Source organism: Roseateles sp., assembly GCF_052436255.1.
Taxonomy (GTDB): Bacteria; Pseudomonadota; Gammaproteobacteria; order Burkholderiales; family Burkholderiaceae_C; genus Pelomonas.
Window position 1 is genome coordinate 1 of sequence record NZ_JBQVNP010000119.1, and the last position, 16,418, is coordinate 16,418.

19 protein-coding genes are annotated in these 16,418 nt (G+C 70.0%); 10 read left to right on the forward strand and 9 right to left on the reverse strand.

From position 1 onward, the window contains the following. Positions 1 to 432 (forward strand): energy transducer TonB (locus ACT6S0_RS20805; RefSeq protein ID WP_444765688.1); only part of this gene is annotated, 432 nt, incomplete at its 5' end. Positions 433 to 559: 127 nt separating this feature from the next. Continuing rightward, the gene (locus tag ACT6S0_RS20810; protein ID WP_444765689.1) at positions 560 to 1,579 is read left to right on the forward strand and encodes an SGNH/GDSL hydrolase family protein; all 1,020 of its coding nucleotides are present in this window, start codon (positions 560 to 562) and stop codon (positions 1,577 to 1,579) included. Here ACT6S0_RS20810 and ACT6S0_RS20815 read toward each other — a convergent pair. Beyond that, positions 1,541 to 2,455, reverse strand: a complete 915-nt coding sequence (locus ACT6S0_RS20815) for a LysR family transcriptional regulator (RefSeq protein WP_444765690.1) — start codon at positions 2,453 to 2,455, stop codon at positions 1,541 to 1,543. The two genes, ACT6S0_RS20810 and ACT6S0_RS20815, sit on opposite strands and share 39 nt — an antisense overlap. Before the next feature lie 113 nt (positions 2,456 to 2,568). Between ACT6S0_RS20815 and ACT6S0_RS20820 the strand changes: the two genes are divergently transcribed. From ACT6S0_RS20820 to ACT6S0_RS20830, 3 genes are read left to right on the forward strand one after another with little or no spacing between them, the layout of a single operon-like run. Continuing rightward, a complete protein-coding gene (locus tag ACT6S0_RS20820) occupies positions 2,569 to 3,174 on the forward strand; it encodes an FMN-dependent NADH-azoreductase (RefSeq protein WP_444765691.1) in 606 nt (201 codons plus the stop codon). Positions 3,175 to 3,183: 9 nt separating this feature from the next. Continuing rightward, entirely contained in the window at positions 3,184 to 4,053 is an 870-nt protein-coding gene (locus ACT6S0_RS20825) for a pirin family protein (RefSeq protein WP_444765692.1), read from the forward strand. Positions 4,054 to 4,057: 4 nt separating this feature from the next. Then, positions 4,058 to 4,957: a LysR family transcriptional regulator gene (locus tag ACT6S0_RS20830; RefSeq protein ID WP_444765693.1), complete on the forward strand. Its 900-nt coding sequence runs from the start codon at positions 4,058 to 4,060 to the stop codon at positions 4,955 to 4,957. On the opposite strand, the gene ACT6S0_RS20835 is transcribed toward ACT6S0_RS20830, so the two are convergent. Beyond that, complete coding sequence (locus tag ACT6S0_RS20835; RefSeq protein ID WP_444765694.1) at positions 4,954 to 5,865, reverse strand: pyridoxamine 5'-phosphate oxidase family protein; 912 nt, start codon at positions 5,863 to 5,865, stop codon at positions 4,954 to 4,956. The two genes, ACT6S0_RS20830 and ACT6S0_RS20835, sit on opposite strands and share 4 nt — an antisense overlap. Positions 5,866 to 5,870: 5 nt before the next feature. After that, positions 5,871 to 6,497 carry a glutathione S-transferase family protein gene (locus tag ACT6S0_RS20840; protein WP_444765695.1) on the reverse strand — a complete coding sequence of 209 codons (627 nt, stop codon included), beginning with the start codon at positions 6,495 to 6,497 and terminating at the stop codon, positions 5,871 to 5,873. Positions 6,498 to 6,621: 124 nt separating this feature from the next. Between ACT6S0_RS20840 and ACT6S0_RS20845 the strand changes: the two genes are divergently transcribed. Continuing rightward, the gene (locus tag ACT6S0_RS20845) at positions 6,622 to 7,224 is read left to right on the forward strand and encodes a DUF938 domain-containing protein (protein WP_444765696.1); all 603 of its coding nucleotides are present in this window, start codon (positions 6,622 to 6,624) and stop codon (positions 7,222 to 7,224) included. 3 nt (positions 7,225 to 7,227) lie between these two features. Here the strand turns inward: ACT6S0_RS20845 and ACT6S0_RS20850 are convergent, their stop codons facing one another. Then, complete coding sequence (locus ACT6S0_RS20850; protein WP_444765697.1) at positions 7,228 to 8,142, reverse strand: LysR family transcriptional regulator; 915 nt, start codon at positions 8,140 to 8,142, stop codon at positions 7,228 to 7,230. A gap of 113 nt (positions 8,143 to 8,255) precedes the next feature. Between ACT6S0_RS20850 and ACT6S0_RS20855 the strand changes: the two genes are divergently transcribed. The 3 genes from ACT6S0_RS20855 to ACT6S0_RS20865 all read left to right on the forward strand — a co-directional run bounded on the left by ACT6S0_RS20855 (position 8,256) and on the right by ACT6S0_RS20865 (position 9,834). Further along, complete coding sequence (locus ACT6S0_RS20855) at positions 8,256 to 9,008, forward strand: SDR family NAD(P)-dependent oxidoreductase (protein ID WP_444765698.1); 753 nt, start codon at positions 8,256 to 8,258, stop codon at positions 9,006 to 9,008. 102 nt (positions 9,009 to 9,110) lie between these two features. Next, the gene (locus tag ACT6S0_RS20860; RefSeq protein WP_444765699.1) at positions 9,111 to 9,446 is read left to right on the forward strand and encodes a type II toxin-antitoxin system Phd/YefM family antitoxin; all 336 of its coding nucleotides are present in this window, start codon (positions 9,111 to 9,113) and stop codon (positions 9,444 to 9,446) included. Next, positions 9,439 to 9,834 (forward strand): type II toxin-antitoxin system RelE/ParE family toxin, encoded by a 396-nt coding sequence (locus ACT6S0_RS20865; RefSeq protein WP_444765700.1) that lies wholly within the window; start codon positions 9,439 to 9,441, stop codon positions 9,832 to 9,834. The genes ACT6S0_RS20860 and ACT6S0_RS20865 overlap by 8 nt, the downstream gene beginning before the upstream one ends. Positions 9,835 to 9,952: 118 nt before the next feature. Here ACT6S0_RS20865 and ACT6S0_RS20870 read toward each other — a convergent pair whose 3' ends face one another. From ACT6S0_RS20870 to ACT6S0_RS20890, 5 genes are all read right to left on the reverse strand, one after another. Then, positions 9,953 to 10,198 (reverse strand): hypothetical protein, encoded by a 246-nt coding sequence (locus tag ACT6S0_RS20870; RefSeq protein WP_444765701.1) that lies wholly within the window; start codon positions 10,196 to 10,198, stop codon positions 9,953 to 9,955. A gap of 64 nt (positions 10,199 to 10,262) precedes the next feature. Next, positions 10,263 to 10,994: an ABC transporter ATP-binding protein gene (locus tag ACT6S0_RS20875; protein WP_444765702.1), complete on the reverse strand. Its 732-nt coding sequence runs from the start codon at positions 10,992 to 10,994 to the stop codon at positions 10,263 to 10,265. Next, positions 10,991 to 12,766, reverse strand: coding sequence for a branched-chain amino acid ABC transporter ATP-binding protein/permease (locus ACT6S0_RS20880; RefSeq protein ID WP_444765703.1), 1,776 nt, complete (start codon positions 12,764 to 12,766; stop codon positions 10,991 to 10,993). Before ACT6S0_RS20880 ends, ACT6S0_RS20875 begins: the two co-directional genes overlap by 4 nt. A 4-nt stretch (positions 12,767 to 12,770) precedes the next feature. Then, on the reverse strand, positions 12,771 to 13,808 hold the full coding sequence (locus ACT6S0_RS20885) for a branched-chain amino acid ABC transporter permease (protein ID WP_444765704.1): 1,038 nt from the start codon (positions 13,806 to 13,808) through the stop codon (positions 12,771 to 12,773). A gap of 161 nt (positions 13,809 to 13,969) precedes the next feature. Beyond that, a complete protein-coding gene (locus ACT6S0_RS20890; RefSeq protein ID WP_444765705.1) occupies positions 13,970 to 14,365 on the reverse strand; it encodes a BON domain-containing protein in 396 nt (131 codons plus the stop codon). 195 nt (positions 14,366 to 14,560) lie between these two features. On the opposite strand from ACT6S0_RS20890, the gene ACT6S0_RS20895 reads away from it, so the two are divergent. Next, on the forward strand, positions 14,561 to 16,418 hold a 1,858-nt coding region (locus ACT6S0_RS20895; protein ID WP_444765706.1), incomplete at its 3' end, for an AsmA family protein.

The following is a 16,418-nucleotide window of genomic DNA, read 5'->3' on the forward strand; positions in this document are numbered from 1 at the left end:
GCGCCGGCCACCTTGGTCGCCCAGCCGGCACCGGAACCCGAACCCGCCCCGCTGGACCTCGCGGCCGCCGCGTCAACGCCTGCCCCTGCCGCGCCCATGGCCATCGCGGCGGAGGTCGCGCAGCCGCCTGCCCAGCCAGAGCAGGAAGAACCCGAGGAGCCCGAGGAACCCGACGAGCCGCTCAAGCTCGTCTCCAAAGTCAACCCGACGATGCCGCGGCAGTTGCAGCAAGGCACGTTCCGCAACGGCGTCGCGCAGGTGCAGTTCACGGTCGCCACTGACGGCTCGGTGCAGCAGGCGTCGGTCATCAAGGCCACGCACTCGCGCCTGGGCACTGCCGCCGTCGACGCGGTGCGCCAATGGCGTTTTGCGCCCCTGCGCAAACCCCGCGAGGCGGCCGTCGAAGTGGCCTTCAAGAACGAGACCGAATAAGGGCGGCGCGAGGGGGCTGCGTTGCAGCCTTTTTCAGCCTCGTGCGTTCACGGGTTGACGCTCCGATGCCGGCCCTTGATGCTCTGCTGAGCCGCCAGAAGTCCTGCGGCAAAACCAGGGAGTTCCCATGTCCTACCGTCTGCTCGCCCGCATGCTCGCGGGCTTTGGTCTTTGTGCCGCCTTGTCGGCGTCCGCCGGCCCCTATTCCAGCCTGTTCGTCTTTGGCGACAGCCTCTCCGACAGCGGCAACAACGCGCTGTTGCTGACGCCGGCTTACAACGGCGTGTTGCCGCCCGTCGTCGTGGCGAACGACAGCTTCTACAGTCCGCTGCCGTCCAGCGCCGGCACCTATTCGAATGGCCCGGTCTGGACGCAGTACCTGGCGCAGTCGCTGGGCCTGACGCTGCTGCCCTCGGTGGCTGGCGGCACCAACTACGCCTTCGGCGGGGCACAGACCGGCGTGAACGGGAACGACGCGGCGCAGATTCCCGGCTTCCCGTTCAGCATGCGCACGCAGCTCGACATCTATCTCAATGGCGCCGGCAACGTCGCCGACGCGAGTGCGCTCTACGTGGTCGCCGGCGGCGGCAACAACGTGCGCGTGGCGCTGGAGGCCATCGCTGCCGGCGCCGACGCCAGCGCGACCGTGGCCGCCACAGTCACCAACTACGCCGCCGACATGGCCGGCCTGGTCGCCAGCCTGAAGCTCGCCGGCGCCCAGCATGTGCTGGTGATGAACACGCCCAACTTCGGCCTCACGCCGCTGGCCAATGCGAAGGGCGTCGGCCCTCTTGCCAGCGCACTGAGCTTCGACATGGACGCCGCGCTCGAGGGCGCACTGGTGGGCAGCGGCGTGAAGAGCTTCGACATGTACGACTTCCTCACCAGGACCGTACAGGCAGGCGCGGCCTCGGGCTTCAGCAATCTGACGAATGCCTGCGCGGCCGAGGTCAACAACTGCGACGTCAACACCTCGTTGTTCTGGGACGCCATCCACCCGACCACACTGGCCCACCAGCAGCTTGCCACCGCCGTATTGGCTGTGGCCGTGCCCGTTCCCGAGCCCGGTGCGGCCGCCATGCTGGCCCTCGGTCTGGCCGTGCTCGCCCTAGGCGCCCGGCGCCGGGCACGCGTCCAGCAAGGCTGACATCGCTTCCAGGAACACCCGGGTGCGCAGCGGCATCAGCCGCCGCTCGGGGAACACGGCCCAGCAGATCGAGCCGGGCAGGTGCCAATCGGGCAGCAGGCGCTGCAGCGTGCCCAGCTCGATCGAATGGCGCACCAGCAGGCGGTCCACGCCGGCAATGCCGACACCGCTCAGGGCCAGTTGCGCCAGCAGGCTGGGCGAGTTGGCCAGCGTGCGCTGAGCTGGCCGGGCCAGGTAGGGTTCGGCGCCATCGCGCTGCAGCTGCCAGGGCACCGGATCGCCGGTGCGGGTCAGCAGCATCAACGCGTGCATGTTGTCCAGCGCCTGGGGCAGCAGCGGCTCGCCGATCCGTTCCAGGTAGGCGGGCGACGCATACAGGCCCCAGTGCGTGGTTGCCAGCCGGCGCGCGGCGAGCTGGCTGTCCTCGCCGAGCTGGCCCATGCGGATGGCGAGGTCGAAACCCTCGCCGATCAGGTCTACGCGTCGTGGCGTCAGGTCCAGCTCCAGCTGCACCTCGGGGTAGGCCAGCGCGAACTCGGCCAGCATGCCGGCAGCCACGCGCTCGGCAAAGTCGGCCGGCATGCTGACGCGCAGCCGGCCGCTGGGTTTTTGCTGCCGATGCAGGGCCAGGGCCAGCGCGCCGTCCACTTCGGCGGCGACGGCTCGCGCATGCTCCAGCACGCCGGCACCGAAGTCGGTCAGCGTCAGCTTGCGCGTGGTGCGCTGCAGCAGCTTCTCGCCCAGCCGCGTCTCCAGCGCCGCGATGCGCCGCGACACGGTGCTCTTGGGCCAGTGCACGCGCTCGGCAGCGCGGCTGAAGCTGCCGGCCTCCATGACACGGGCAAACAGCAGCAAGTCGTCGGCATCGGATTCCACGCTGGCCTCATTGATCCATTGACGGAACAATCTTATGCAAACCAACGACTTCTGCGGTTGATTGCCGCTGCCTAGAGTTCATTCCATCGCAACCCGCCATCCCGGAGCCTCGAATGAACATCCTGCAAATCAACGCCAGCGCCCGCCGTGCCACCGACACCGAAGGCTCGGTGTCCACCCGCCTGGCCAATGAACTGACCGCCGGGCTGCGCGCTGGCAATGCCGCCGCCACGGTCACCGTGCGCGACCTGACGCTGACCCCCCAGCCCGTGCTCGACGAAGTGGCGCTGGGCGCCCTGTTCACGCCGGCCGACCAGCGCACGCCGGAGCAAGCAGCCCGCGTCGCGCTGGACGATGCGCTGATCGCCGAGCTGCAGGCCGCCGACACGGTCGTCATCGGCGTGCCCATGTACAACTTCAACGTCACCGCGCAATTCAAGAACTGGATCGATGCGGTAGCCCGCGCCGGCGTCACCTTCAAATACACCGAGAAGGGCCCCGTCGGCCTCGTGACCGGCAAGAAGGTCTTCATCGTCACCAGCCGCGGCGGCATCCACCGCGACCAACCCAGCGACCAGATGACGCCCTATCTGCGCACCGTGCTGGCCTTCCTGGGCATGACCGATGTCGAGTTCGTCTACGCTGAAGGCATGGCCTTCGCGGCCGAACACGGGCTCGCATCTGCCCGCGCCCGGATCACCGAATTGCTTGCTGCCTAAGGAACCGTCATGAGCACCGTCGCCACTCCTCAGTTGAACCAACCGCGCGGGGTCGAGCGCCTGGTCGCCGGTCAGCCGACCAGTGACGGTGCCGGCGTCAAGCTCAACCGTGTGCTGACGCAGAACCTGCAACGCCGGCTCGACCCCTTCCTGATGCTCGACGCCTTCGGCACGGACAACCCGGACGACTACATCGCCGGCTTCCCCGACCACCCGCACCGCGGCTTCGAGACCATCACCTACATGCTTGCCGGCCGCATGCGCCACCGCGACTCGGCCGGCAATGAAGGCCTGATCAGCGACGGCGGCGTGCAGTGGATGACCGCCGGCCGCGGCGTCATCCACAGTGAGACGCCGGAACAGAACGCAGGCCGCATGGCCGGTTTCCAGCTCTGGCTCAACCTGCCTGCCAAGGACAAGTTGCGCGACCCCTGGTACCGCGATGTGGCCAGCCACGAGGTGCCCGAGTTCGACCGCGCCGGCGTCAGGGCGCGCGTCATCGCCGGCTCAAGTCATGGTGTCGAAGGCGCCGTACAACGCGACAGCACCGAGCCGCTGTATCTGGACCTGCACTTCGCGCCCGGCGCCCGCTTCGAGCAGGCGCTGCCGCCCGAGTTCAATGCCTTCGTCTACGTCTACGAAGGCGCCTTGAAGTTCGACAGCGGCTGCCTGCAACCCGAGGGCCGCATGGCCATCCTGGCCAATACGCCCGGCAGCGACGGCGTGCGCCTGACCGCCGGTGACGCACCGACCCGCGCGCTGCTGATCGCCGGCAAGCCGCTGGGCGAGCCCATCGCGCAGTACGGCCCCTTCGTCATGAACACCGAGGCCGAACTGGTGCAGGCCGTGCGCGACTTCCAGGCCGGCCGGCTGGCCTGACCGCATGGACCGCCTGCAGGCCATGGAGGTCTTCGTCGCCGTCGTCGACAGCGGCGGCTTCGCGGCGGCCTCGCGCAAGCTGGACCTGTCCGCCCCCGTCGTCACGCGCGCCGTGGCCGAGCTGGAGGCCCGCCTGGGCGTGCGCCTGCTGACACGCACGACGCGCACCGTGCGCGTCACCGAGGCCGGCGCCCGCTATGCCGAGGACTGCCGGCGCATCCTGGCCGACGTGGGCGACTCCGAGGCCGCCACCAGCGGCAGCCGCAGCCAGCTCAAGGGCCTGCTCAGCGTCACGGCGCCAGTGCTGTTCGGCAATCTGCACGTGACACCCATCGTCGCCGACTACCTGCGGCGCTACCCCGACGTCGACGCGCAATGCGTCTTCGTCGACCGCGTCGTCAACCTCGTCGACGAAGGCCTGGACGTGGCCGTGCGCATCAGCGAGCTGCCCGACTCCTCGTTGAGGGCCATCGCCGTCGGCCGTGTGCGGCGCATGCTCGTTGCGTCGCCGGCCTATCTGGCCGCGCGTGGCGCCCCGCAGCGCCCCGAAGATCTGGCCGGGCATGTGCTGATCCAGCCCACCCAGATCGCGCCCTACCCCGAATGGCGCTTCGCCGAAGGCGGCCGGCCGCTGGTGCAGCGCATCCGGCCCCGGCTGCGTACGACCACCAATGACGCGGCGCGCTCCTTTGCGCTGGCAGGCCTGGGTATCGCGCGGCTGCTGAGCTACCAGGCGGCCGATGCGCTGGCCGGCGGCGAGCTCGTGCCGTTGCTGGAGGATTTCGAGCCGTCCGCCATCCCCGTCCACATCGTGCATCACGAGGGCCGGCACATGACGCAGAAGCTGCGCGTCTTTGTCGATCTCGCGGTGGATAGGCTGCGCGCCAATCCAGCGCTGCGTTAGAGGTTCTCCCGCGCCCAGTCGCGGAAGTGCCAGCGCAGCGGCAGTGCATCGCGCAGCCAGTACCCGTCGTCGAGATGGAAGCGCCAGGCGCGCTCCGCGCCGTCAAGCGCGACCAGCTCCGGCCCGTCCCAGACGATCTCGGCGCGGCCGGTCAGCGTCAGCAGGTCGCCGCGCTCGAAGTCGATGAAGAGCAGCCCCGCGCGGCCGTCGAGCTGCAAATTGCCCAGCGTCATGAACATGCGGTTGCCCGAGTAGTCGGGCACCAGCAGGGTTCCTTCGTCCTCCTGCACGACAAAGCCGGCGGGGCCGCCGCGGTGCGACACGTCCGCCCCGGCAGCGCCGGCATGCGTGGCGACGAACAAGGTGTCGGCGGCGGCGATCAGCCAGGCCGCGTCGCCGTCCAGCTGCGCCACGCGTTCAATGGCGCGCGGCCGCGTGTCCGCCGCATCGCGCACCCACTCCACCTCGCGGCCCTGGATGTACTGCGGGCAGTTCCCCACCGTCTGCTCGACCTGCAGCCGCAGCCCGGCGGGCCCGGCGGCAAGCAACCTGCCGTTGACGCGGTTGCGCCGCCGCGTGTGCAGCTCGATGCCCAGCAGGCCCAGCGGCGCGCCCGGCGTCATGCCCGCTGCGGCCGGGTCGCCCGGAATAGGCGTGGTGGCGAAGTCCAGATGCCCGGCGTCCGGCGCACGCACAAAGCCGGGCCGTCCCACCAGCAGCGTGGCCCAGGGCCGGCCGGCCGGGTCCACGCTGCCGGCCAGCATCAAGGGCAGTTGTTCGTAGAAGCGCTGGTGCTGCTCGGGCATGTGGTCGCGCACGACGCGCGGGCCGATCTCGGCCATGCGTTCGGCCACGCCGAGGCGCGCCTGCACGGCCACTTCGCCGGCATGGAAGGGGGCGGTGTCCATGGCGGTCACGCTGCGGCGCGCAGGCCGGCGGCGGTGGTCTTGAAAGGCACGAAGCCAGGCAGCGCCTCGACGCGCGCCAGCCAGGCACGCAGCGCCGGATAGGGTGCCAGGTCCACATTGCCCTCGGGCGCGCTGGCGATGTAGCTGTAGCCGGCGATGTCGGCCAGCGTCGCGTGCTCGCCCACCAGGAAGGGGCGGCGCGCCAGCTCGCCCTCCATCACCTTGAACAGCCCATGGGCGCGGCCGATGACCTCATCGGCATCGAAGCGCGCCCCGAACACGGTCACCATGCGCGCTGCGGCCGGTCCGTAGGCGATCAGGCTGGACGCCACCGACATCCAGGCCTGCACCGCCGCGCGGCCGGCGGCATCCTGCGGCAGCCAGCGGCCGGTGGCGTCGTACTTGCTGGCCAGGTAGACCAGGATGGCCGTGCTGTCCCAGACGCAGTGGCCGTCGTCGTCCAGCAGCGGCAGCTGGCCGAAGGGATGGCGGGCGATGAACTCGAGCGTCTTGTGCGTGCGGGCCGCGAAGTCCACGTCGATCAACTGGTGCGGCAGGCCCAGCAGGGACAGCGCGAGCTCGGCGCGGTGGGCGTGGCCGGACAGGGCGTGGCGGTAAAGCTTGAGGGTCATGCGAGGCTCCTTGGACATCAACGAGGCTCACTGTGCCCACCCGGCCACCGCCGAGAAACGGCGCTTGCCGCAAGCCACTCTTTCGGCGCCTGACGGCAATCGCCGCGCCGCACAATCCCCGCCCATGGACCAACGCCGCCACAGCCCCGCCGCCGAACGCAACGGCCCACCCATCCTCGCGGCGCTGCAGCGCCTGCTGCCGCCCACCGGCGTGATGTTGGAGATCGCCAGCGGCACCGGCCAGCATGCGGCCTTTCTCTGCGAAGGCCTGCCTGGCTGGCAGTGGCAGCCGAGCGACTTCGATGCCGCCTCCCTGCCCTCCATCGCCGCCTGGTGCGAGGGGCTGGCCCGCGTGCGGCCGCCGATCATGCTGAACGTGCTCGACGCCGACTGGCCCGGCGTGCCGGCTCAGGTGGATGCCATGTACTGCGCCAACATGATCCACATCGCGCCGTGGGCCTGCACGGCCGGGCTGATGCAGGGCGCCGCGCGCCACCTGGCGGCTGATGGCCTGCTCATGACCTACGGCCCCTACCAGCTCGACGACGAGCCGACGGCCCCCAGCAACCTCGCCTTTGACGCCGACCTGCGCGCCCGCGACCCCGGCTGGGGTCTGCGCCGGCTGGCTGACGTTGCCGCAGAAGCGGCCGCGGCGGGGCTGCGACTGCGCGAGCGCATCGACATGCCGGCCAACAACAAGCTGCTCGTCTGGGCGCGCGCCGGCTGAGGGTCAATCGGCCGTGAGACCCGCGGCCACGTGGTCGCCGAACGCCTTGGCCTTGCCCGACAGCCGCCGCTGCGGCGGGCTGACGAGGTGCATGGGCAGGGCCCGCCCGCGCCAGTGCGGCAGCGCCACCTGCACCTTGCCGCTGGCCAGTTCGTCGTGCAGCAGCCAGCCCGGCGCATAGGCCAGGCCCATGCCCGCCAGCACCGCCTCGCGCACCGCCTCGCCGCTGTTGCTGCGCAGGCGCCCGGCCACGCGCACGCTGGCCATGCTGCCCACGGGTGCGGCCGCGCCCGGCTCCGCCTCGAAGGCCCACACCGGGCCGGCGCGCAGCTCGGTGAAGACGATGCAGTCATGCTGCTGCAGGTCGGCCGGCTCGGCGGGCGGCGCGATGCCCCGTTCCTCGAAGTAGCCGCGCCGTGCCACCACCGCGCGGCGGATGGTGCCGATACGCCGCGCCACCAGGCCCGAGTCCGCCAGCTCGCCGATGCGCACCGCGACGTCGATGCCATGCTCGACCAGGTCGATGTAGCCATCGTCCAGCCGCAGGTCCACCTTCACGTCGGGATGTGCCGCCAGGAAGCTGTGCACCAGCGGCATCAGCTTCATGCGGCCGAAGCTGGCCGACGCCGCCACGCGCAGCCAGCCCTGCAGCCGATGCTCGCCCGCGCGCAGCTCGCTCTCGGCCTCGGCGATCTCGGCCACCAGCCGCCGCGCCTGCTCCACATAGCGCTCCCCGGCGTCGGTGAGCTTGAGCGCCCGCGTGCTGCGCGACAGCAGCTGGGCACCCAGCTGCCGCTCCAGCGCGGCCACCTGCTTGCTGACGGCGCTCTGCGTGCTGCCGAGCTCGCGCCCCGCGGCCGAGAAGCTGCCCAGCTCGACGACCCGCACCAGGGTCTGCATCGCCTGCAAACGGTCCATCTCTTCGCCTTCAATGCCTGTTTGGAATAAATCTTAGGCAATCCGGCCTGCTACCGCTTTGCCCGAGCGGCAATCACAGTCAAGTCACTCAACCACTCCCCGGAGCTCTCTCCATGACTTCACCCATCGTCCTCATCACCGGCGCCCTGACCGGCATCGGCCGCGCCACCGCCCTCGCCTTCGCCAAGGAAGGCGCCACCGTCGTCGCCAGCGGGCGGCGCGAGGCCGAAGGCCAGGCCCTGGTGGCCGAACTGCGCGCCGCCGGCGCCCCGGCTGCCGCCTTCCTCCGCGCCGACGTGCGCCACGAGGCCGAAGTGCGTTCCCTCGTCGAGCAGACGGTCGAGCGTTTCGGTCGGCTGGACGTGGCCGTCAACAACGCCGGCATCGAAGGCGACTTCGGCCCGATCAGCGAGACCACCGATGCGAACTACCTGGCCGTGTTCGACACCAATGTGCGCGGTGTCGTGAACTCGCTGAAGCACGAACTGCGCGTGATGCAGGCGCAGGGTGGCGGCAGCATCGTCAACGTGTCATCGGTGCTGGGCCGCGTCGGCTTCGCCGGCTTCGGCGTCTACGCCGCCAGCAAGCACGCGGTCGACGGCCTCACGCGCACCGCGGCGCTGGAAGGTGCGGCCCACGGCGTGCGCGTCAACGGCGTGGCGCCGGGACCGGTGGAGACCCCCATGCTCAGCCGCCTCACCGGCCACGACGACAACGCCAAGGCGCAGATGCTGGCCGGCATGGTGGGCAAGCGCGCCGCCGACCCCGACGAGATCGCCCAGGCCATCGTCTTCCTGGCCGGCAACCGCTCGCGGTTCATGACGGGAGAGACGGTGGCGATTGATGGGGGGCACTCGGCAGGGTGAGCGGGCTGCGGCCGGTCGGGGTGAGGAGGCGGGCGGTCCGCGCTACTGGGCGCGAAGTAGACTGCACAGGATTCTGTCACTCACCCCCTTCAGGAGCCGACCATGGGTTTTGCCGCCAGCGACGTGGTGCCCTTCACGCAGGCCCGCGCCAACCTCTCCGAGCTGGCCGACCAGGCCAAGGCCGGCGCCGAGAAGATCATCACCAAGAACGGCGAGAGCTATGTCGCGCTGATCGACGCCGCCCGGCTGGACTACTACCACCGCCTGGAGCGCGAGCGTATTCACCTGCTGCTCATCGACGACGCCCGGCGCGGCCTGGCGGACATCGCGGCCGGCCGCACCGTCGCGGCCGATGCCGCCATTGCCAAGCTGCAGCAGCGGCGCGCGGCCGCATCCAAGGCAGCCACCATCGGCAAGGCCGCCAAGAAGCGTGGCTGACCCGCTGTACCGGGTAGAGCTGACCGCGAGCTTCCTGGAGCGCCTGGACGCTGTCCAAGCATTCTTGGTGGAAGCGGACGCCGGGTTCGCGTTTGACGACCTGCTGACCGAGCTGCGCGCCACCGTCATCCCCAACCTGCGGCGCTTCCCGCGCATTGGCCGGCGCTACCTGGCCAACCCACCGCAGTCGGCCGAGGCGCTGGCGCAGTTGGCGGCACTGCCAGCCGGCGCGCCGGATGCGTTGCGTGAATACCTGCATGGCGACTACCTGATGCTCTATACGGTGGTGGATGCATTGCCGCAGGCCAAGGCCACGGTGTACCTGCTGTCCATTCGGCATCACCGCCAGCTGTCGTTTGATTTCGCCAGACTTTGGCTTGGCGGCTGACGAACGAACGACCGGGCCGCAGGGCGAGTTTGCTGGTTCCGCATCGAATAGCTTGAATCCGCAGGTTGGCGGTGACTTCTGCGAACCCCAACGTCAGCGACGTGGTTTGCGTTGGGCTTCACTGCAACCACTCCGGCGGCGTCTGCGTCGCATGGATGCATTTGCGGAGACCGCGCCTCATCGCTGCATTGCCGGAGTCCCGCCCGCCGGGGCGGACTCCCGGCATCACGGCACCGGCGAGACGGCCGTTACGCGGTGGCTGGCTCAACTCGATGAAGAAGCGGCCGGTCGCCCCGGCATTGGCAAGCTGGTCACCCGTGCCACCCAACGCCTTCGAGCAGCAATCGGCAGTCAAACAACCCATCGCTGTGTCCGAAAAAACTTGACCAGGACACTTGTCAGGTTCAGGACTGCCCAAGAACCTGTACCTAGTGTTTCCTGCCCGCCCCGAGATACGTCTCGATGACCCTCGGGTCCGCCGCCAACTCATCCGCCGGCCCGCTCAGCCCGAACTCCCCCGTCTCCAGCACATGCCCATGGTCCGCCACGCGCAGCGCCGCGCGGGCGTTCTGCTCGACCAGCAGGATGCTGACGCCGCTGGCGCGCAGGTCGTCGACGATGGCGAAGATCTCGCGCACGATCAGCGGCGCCAGGCCCAGGCTGGGTTCGTCGAGCATCAAGAGCTTGGGCTGCCCCATCAACGCCCGGCCCAGCGCCAGCATCTGGCGTTCGCCGCCGGATAGCGTGCCCGCGTGCTGCCTGCTGCGCTCCTTCAGGCGCGGGAAGCGCGTGTAGACGCTTTCCAGCCCGTCGCGCCAGCGCTTGTCGCCCAGCTTCTTGGGCCGCCAGCCGCCGAGCAGCAGGTTGTCTTCCACCGTCATCGTGCCGAACAGTTCGCGCTTCTCGGGCACCAGGGCGAGGCCGGCCATGACGCGCTCTTCGAGCGTCAGCCGGGCGATGTCTTCACCGGCAAATCGCAGCGCTGAGCTGCGCGACGGGATCAGGCCCATCAACGCGCCCAGTAGCGTGGACTTGCCCGCGCCGTTCGGGCCGATGACGGTGACGACGCTTTTCTCCGGCGCCGCAAAGCTCAGGCCATGCAGCACCTCGGCGCGGCCGTAGCCGGCGTGCAGATCGGTCACTTCCAAGAGCGCGCTCATTCGTCGGCTCCCAGATAGGCCGCGCGCACCGCCGGGCTGGCCTGCACCTCGGCCGGCGTGCCTTCCATCAGCCAGCGGCCGAACTCCATGACGACGATGCGGTCGGTGAGCTTCATGACGAAGTCCATGTCGTGCTCGACCAGCAGCAGCGACAGGCCCTCGCCTTTCAGCTGCCGCAGCACCTCGGCGAGCGCTTCCTTTTCCTTGTGGCGCAGGCCGGCGGCGGGTTCGTCCAGCAGCAGCAGCGACGGGTCGCTGGCCAGCGCCCGGGCGATCTCGACCAGGCGCTGCGGCCCCAGGGCCAGGTTGCCGGCCAGCTCATGCGCGTGTTCGGCCAGGCCGACGCGGCGCAGCTGGCGCATGGCCTCGGCGCGGGCCTGCGCCTCCTCGGCCGCGTTCAGGCCCAGCATGGCGCGCAGGGTGCCGCTCTTTGTGCGCAGATAGGTCCCTAGCGCGACGTTCTCCAGCACGGTCATGTCGGGCACCAGCTTCACATGCTGGAAGGTGCGCGACAGGCCGGCGCGCGCGATGTCGCGGGCGTGGCGGCCGTCCATTCGCTGGCCCAGCAGTTCCACTTCGCCTGAGGTCAGCGGCAGCACGCCGGAGACCAGGTTGAAGGTGGTGCTCTTGCCGGCGCCGTTGGGCCCGATGAGGCCGACGATGTCGCCGGCGCGGATGCTGAAGCTGATGTCGTTGACGGCCACCAGCCCGCCGAACTGCTTGCGTACGGCGCGCACATCCAGCAGCGGCGCGCCGCGTGGCGGGTGGCTGCGCTCGCTCAGCGCTGGCGCGTTCTCGTCCACCGCCCGCGCGCGGCGCGCCGGCAGCCAGCGCGAGATCAAGGGCCACAGCCCGTCGGGCGCAAAGCGCAGCACCAGCACCAGCACGATGCCGAAGACGATGATCTCGTAGTTGCCCGAGCCGCCGAAGACCAGCGGCAGCACGACCTTGAGCTGGTCCTCCGCGAACTTGACCAGCGCCGCGCCGACGAAGGCGCCGCCCACGGTGCCGATGCCGCCGACGACGGCCATGAACAGGTACTCGATGCCGAACTTGATGCCGAAGGGCGAGGGGTTCACGCTGCGCTGCATGTGCGCATACAGCCAGCCCGACACCGAGGCCAGCAGCGCCGCGACAACGAACATGATGAGCTTGTAGCGAAAGGTCGATGCGCCCATCGCCTCGGGCATGGTTGTGCCGCCGCCGCGGTTGGTGTTCAGCGCGCGCATGATGCGGCCCGGCCGCGAGTCCAGCAGCTGGGTCACCGCCACGGCCGCGAGCAGCGCCGCCAGCCAGATCAGCACATAGATGCGGCGCTCGCTCTGGAAGCTGAAGTCGCCGAGAGTCAGCGCCGGCAGGCCCAGCAGGCCGTCGTACTTGCCGAGCGCCTCCAGATTGCCGACCAGGTAGTACAGCGCCAGGCACCAGCAGATGGTGGCCAGCGGCAGGTAGTGGCCCGACATGCGCAGCGTCAGCGCACCGATGGCCAGGGCCAGCACCAGCGTGATGGCCAGGCCCGCCAGCAGCCCCAGCCAGGGCGACAGCGCCAGCGTCGTCGACAGATAGGCAGTCGCATAGGCGCCGACACCGGCAAACGCGGCCTGGCCGAATGAGGTGAGGCCGCCCACGCCGGTCAGCAGCACCAGGCCGAGCACGACGAGGGAGAACAGGCCGATGTAGTTGAGCTGGGTGATCCAGAAGTCGGGCACCGGGGCGAAGGGCAGCGCCAGCACGACCGCTGCGGCGGCGATTGCAAGATGCGTGCGGTTCATCGCGTCAGTGCTCCTCGTGGTGCGGGTCCACAAAGGACCGCCACAGGAGGATGGGCAGGATCACCGTGAACACGATGACCTCCTTGAAGGCGCTGGCCCAGAAGGAGCCGAAGCTCTCGATCAAGCCCACGCCGATCGCGCCGGCCAGCGCCATCGGGAAGCTCGCCAGCCCCGCGAACACTGCGGCGACGAAGCCCTTCAGGCCGATCAGGAAACCGGTGTCGTAATAGATGGTGGTCGACGGCGAGATCAGCAGGCCCGACAGCGCGCCGATGAAGGCCGCCATCGTGAAGCTCAAGGACCCGGCCGCGTCGCCCGAAATGCCCATCAGCCGCGCGCCGTTGCGGTTGACCGAGGTGGCCCGCAGCGCCTTGCCCATCAGCGTGCGCTCGAAGAACACGAACATCGCCAGCAGCAGCACGATGGACGCGCCGAAGATGATCAGGGTCTGGCCCGTGAAGCTCAGCGGCCCGACATCGAAACGCGCCTCCCAGAAGGCCGGCGTGCGGTAGCCCTCGGCGCCGAAGAAGACCAGGCCGACGCCGGTCAGCGCGAAGTGCACGCCGACCGAGACGATCAGCAGGGTGAGCACGCTGGCGGCCGACAGCGCGCGGTAGGCCAGGCGGTAGAGCAGCGGGCCCATGGCGGTGACGATGGCCAGCGTCAGCGCCACCTGCAGCCACAGCGGCGCCTGCCAGGTCAGCAGCATCGGCGTCAGCACCGCCAGCGCGACGGGCAGGCTCAGCGTTCTCAGCAGGGACAGCGCCATGCGCCGGGCCGCCCAGCGCTCCCGCAAGCCCTGCGAAAGATCGAGCACCGCCGCGCCGACGGCCGTCAGCAGCAGCAGCCACACCGTGCCTGGGACCTTGCCCATCTGCAGCGCCGCCAGCGTCAGCGCGCCGAAAGCGACGAACTCGCCCTGCGGGATGAAGATGATGCGGGTGACCGAGAACACCAGCACCAGAGCCAGTGAGACCAGGGCATAGATGGCCCCGTTGGTCAGGCCGTCGAGGCCGAGGATGGCGGCAATCGTGAGGTCCATGGCGGCGTGTCGTGGTGGCCCGCGCATGGTATCGGCGATTTACCGACCGAGCGGTCGGGATATCACCCAGCGTCGCCGCGAGTTGTCGCACGGCATGCCGAGGCGCTGCGTCCGACAACAAAAAGGCGCCCCGAAGGGCGCCTTCCAACCTGCTGCGACGATCAGCTCTGGCCGACGACGAGTTGGTTGTTGACCTGCTTGACCCCGTCGATGGCGGACACCAGCGTCGTGGCGCGCTCGCGCGACTGCGCGTCGGGCGCCTGGCCCGACAGTGTCACCTGGCCATCCCGGGTGTCGACGTTGATCTGGGTTGCCTTGAGCTGGTCGTCCACCGCGAGGGCGGCATTGACCTTGGCGGTGATGGTCATGTCGGTCGCCGTGCTGACGGTGCTGTCGGCGGCGGCGTCACGGTTTTGCTGGCTGGCGTCGGCCACGGGGGCGTCGGCACGCGGCACAGTGCCGGCGTCTTCAGCCTGGCGGCCGCAGGCGGTCAGGCCGGCTGCCAGCATCAGGGCGGCGATCAGGGGCAGGCGGGTGGAAAGCTTCGGCTGTTTCATCGGGCGTCCTTTCGACAACAAAGGCCACTGCTGGCCGGTGTCGCCACTTTGGACGCCGCGGTGGCCTAACTGTTTAAGTCAGCGCGCCGAATCCTTGTGGGACCACGCCGACAAGACACCCTCCGGGCCCCGTCCTACAGCCGCCGACGCGCCCGTCCCACGCCAAACAGGTCGAACGGCCGCCAGCATGCAGACATGAAAGTCGCCGTCAAACTTGCCGGCGTCGTGCTGGCCGCTGTGGTTGTCCTGGTCAGCCTGGATCTGGCCGGCTGGCCCGGCCTCGCGCCCTGGTTGGCCGCCAAAGCCGACCGTGGCCTGGACATGGACGATGACGCCAGGCTTCATCTGTTGTGGAATCCCCGGCTGGAAGCCGCACGCCTGAACGTCGTTGGCAAGGGCGGCGAGCCGCTGGCCCAGGCGCAGGCGGTGCGCCTGAACTGGCAATGGCGCGACATCTGGGCCTGGCGCCGCGGCGGACCGCTACGGCTGCGCCTGGTGGAGGCCGACACCTTGTCCCTGAACTGGCAGCGCGACGCCAACGGCCGCACCGCCTGGCCGGTGCAGCCCAGCGGCGCCCGCGACGAACCGGCCAAGCTGCCCCAAGTCGACCACCTCGTCATCCGCCGCGGCCAAGCCAAACTGGACGATGCGCCGCTGCACCTGCAGGCAGACGCGCGTTTCGCCACCGCTGCCGACGGCCGCTGGACGGCACAGATGCAGGGGCAGCTGCGCGACCAGCAACTGGCGCTGAAGGCCGAGGCCGGTGCGGGCCTCGCCCTGCTGGCCCCACCTGAAGCCGGCCTGCCGCCGGTGCGGCTGCGTGCGGAGCTGACCCAGCGCGATGGTCGCATCGCCTTCGATGGCACGGCCGCGTCGCTGCTGGATGCACGCGCGCTCGACGGCCAGTTGCAGGTCCGCGGCCGCTCGCTGGCCGACATCGGCCGGCCTTTCGGCATCACGCTGCCGAACACGCCCTCGGTCGATCTGAGCGGACGGCTGCGGCACGCCACGGGCGTCTGGCAGCTCGGCGGCGCCAAGGCGCGCATTGGGCAGAGCCATCTCGGCGGCGACTTCTCATTCGACACCCGCCCGGCGCGCTCGCAGCTCAGCGGCCTGCTGCGCGGCGGCCCGTTGCGCCTGGCCGACCTGGGCCCCGCCGTCGGCACTGACAGGGCACCCAGCCGCCCCGGCCGCGTGCTGCCCGACCGACCGCTGGATCTGCCGTCACTCAAGGCCATGGACGCGCGCGTGGCCGTCGCCCTGAGCCAGCTTGACCTCGGCACCGCCAACCTGGCCCCGCTGGCACCGGTGAATGCCAGCCTGGTGCTTGAGAACGGCCTACTCAGGCTGGACAACTTCAACGCCGGCATCGCTGGCGGCGAGGCCTCGGGCTGGGCACGGCTGGACACCGGCCAGAACCCGCCGCTGTGGCAGATCGGCCTGGACGTGCGGGGCATGGCCATCGAGCGCTGGCTCAAGTTTGAGACCAAGAGCATGGGGGCGGACCCCGTGACGGGCCGGCTGCGCGCCGATATCGACGTGCAGGGCCGCGGCCGAAGCACTGCCGAGCTGCTGGCCACCATGGACGGCCCGGTCAGCCTGCAGATCGACCGGGGCAGCATCTCTCACCTGCTGACCGAAGCGAGTGGCCTGGACGTTGCGCAGGGTCTGATGGTCTGGCTGCGTGGGGACAAGAAGCTGGAGCTGAACTGCGCCCGCCTGGACGGCCGCTTCAAGGCCGGCGTGCTCAGGCCGCGCTCGGCCGTCGTTGACAACCGCGACACCCGCATCGACATCGACGGCAGCATCAGCATGGTCAACGAGACCCTGGACCTGCGCGTCGTCGCCAAGCCCAAGGACCTGACACTCTTCTCGCTGCGCTCGCCGGTGCGCGTGCAGGGCACGCTGGCCGACCCGCGCGTGGCGCTGGAAGGCAAGGCCCTCGGTGGCAAGGCCATCGCCGCCATCGCCCTGGGTGCGCTGGCGCCACCCGCCGCGCTGCTGGCCTTCATCGACCCCGGCGAGGATTTGCCGCCGGTCAGCTGCGACGGGC

Bases quoted from the DNA above. Each gene is read 5' to 3' on its own strand.
- ACT6S0_RS20810 (WP_444765689.1), top strand. From the start codon at position 560: ATGTCCTACCGTCTGCTCGCCCGCATGCTCGCGGGCTTTGGTCTTTGT.
- ACT6S0_RS20820 (WP_444765691.1), top strand. From the start codon at position 2,569: ATGAACATCCTGCAAATCAACGCCAGCGCCCGCCGTGCCACCGACACC.
- ACT6S0_RS20825 (WP_444765692.1), top strand. From the start codon at position 3,184: ATGAGCACCGTCGCCACTCCTCAGTTGAACCAACCGCGCGGGGTCGAG.
- ACT6S0_RS20830 (WP_444765693.1), top strand. From the start codon at position 4,058: ATGGACCGCCTGCAGGCCATGGAGGTCTTCGTCGCCGTCGTCGACAGC.
- ACT6S0_RS20835 (WP_444765694.1), bottom strand. From the start codon at position 5,865: ATGGACACCGCCCCCTTCCATGCCGGCGAAGTGGCCGTGCAGGCGCGC.
- ACT6S0_RS20840 (WP_444765695.1), bottom strand. From the start codon at position 6,497: ATGACCCTCAAGCTTTACCGCCACGCCCTGTCCGGCCACGCCCACCGC.
- ACT6S0_RS20845 (WP_444765696.1), top strand. From the start codon at position 6,622: ATGGACCAACGCCGCCACAGCCCCGCCGCCGAACGCAACGGCCCACCC.
- ACT6S0_RS20850 (WP_444765697.1), bottom strand. From the start codon at position 8,142: ATGGACCGTTTGCAGGCGATGCAGACCCTGGTGCGGGTCGTCGAGCTG.
- ACT6S0_RS20855 (WP_444765698.1), top strand. From the start codon at position 8,256: ATGACTTCACCCATCGTCCTCATCACCGGCGCCCTGACCGGCATCGGC.
- ACT6S0_RS20860 (WP_444765699.1), top strand. From the start codon at position 9,111: ATGGGTTTTGCCGCCAGCGACGTGGTGCCCTTCACGCAGGCCCGCGCC.
- ACT6S0_RS20870 (WP_444765701.1), bottom strand. From the start codon at position 10,198: ATGGGTTGTTTGACTGCCGATTGCTGCTCGAAGGCGTTGGGTGGCACG.
- ACT6S0_RS20875 (WP_444765702.1), bottom strand. From the start codon at position 10,994: ATGAGCGCGCTCTTGGAAGTGACCGATCTGCACGCCGGCTACGGCCGC.
- ACT6S0_RS20880 (WP_444765703.1), bottom strand. From the start codon at position 12,766: ATGAACCGCACGCATCTTGCAATCGCCGCCGCAGCGGTCGTGCTGGCG.
- ACT6S0_RS20885 (WP_444765704.1), bottom strand. From the start codon at position 13,808: ATGGACCTCACGATTGCCGCCATCCTCGGCCTCGACGGCCTGACCAAC.
- ACT6S0_RS20890 (WP_444765705.1), bottom strand. From the start codon at position 14,365: ATGAAACAGCCGAAGCTTTCCACCCGCCTGCCCCTGATCGCCGCCCTG.